Origin of the sequence: Shewanella sp. Isolate11, assembly GCF_022398315.1 — a bacterium.
Classification (GTDB): Bacteria; Pseudomonadota; Gammaproteobacteria; order Enterobacterales; family Shewanellaceae; genus Shewanella.
Genome location: NZ_JAKEVF010000016.1, coordinates 1 through 525 on the forward strand (window position 1 = coordinate 1; position 525 = coordinate 525).

The following is a 525-nucleotide window of genomic DNA, read 5'->3' on the forward strand; positions in this document are numbered from 1 at the left end:
TGAGTGTTCACACAGATAACTTGTTCTTGTTAGAGCGAGTGGCACGTCCGAGCGACGATGCTTGTTCTTTAAAAATTTGGAAAGCTGATAGTGTTAATGTGAAAGGGACGGCGATTTATCGCTGTTTGTAGCATTAACGCGAAATTAAAATTGAGTTCTCAAACACTTAAATCAAGTGACTTGAGTATTCTTTTGGCGAAAGTAAACACCATTAGTTGCGTACAACCTGTTGATACTACCCGTATTGACAAGGRTTCGTAAGCGCAGTTAATCATGTTGTTGTCGAAGCCGTGGCTAGAGTGAGGAAGGCATGTAGCAGCGCTACATAACTGACAAGCGAGAGTCACAATAAAGACAGCAGCTTGAGTAACAAGCGAGATGAAACTCATTTGGGTTGTATGGTTAAGTGACTAAGCGTATACGGTGGATGCCTTGGCAGTCAGAGGCGATGAAGGACGTAGTAACTTGCGAAAAGCGTTGGCGAGCTAGTAACAAGCATTTGAGCTAACGATGTCCGAATGGGGA

General features: G+C 43.5%; 1 rRNA gene. It reads left to right on the top strand.

Annotation, left to right across the window (positions count from 1 at the left end):
* Positions 1-400 precede the first annotated feature (400 nt).
* Positions 401-525, top strand: a 23S ribosomal RNA gene (locus tag L1D21_RS16485); the annotation flags it as partial.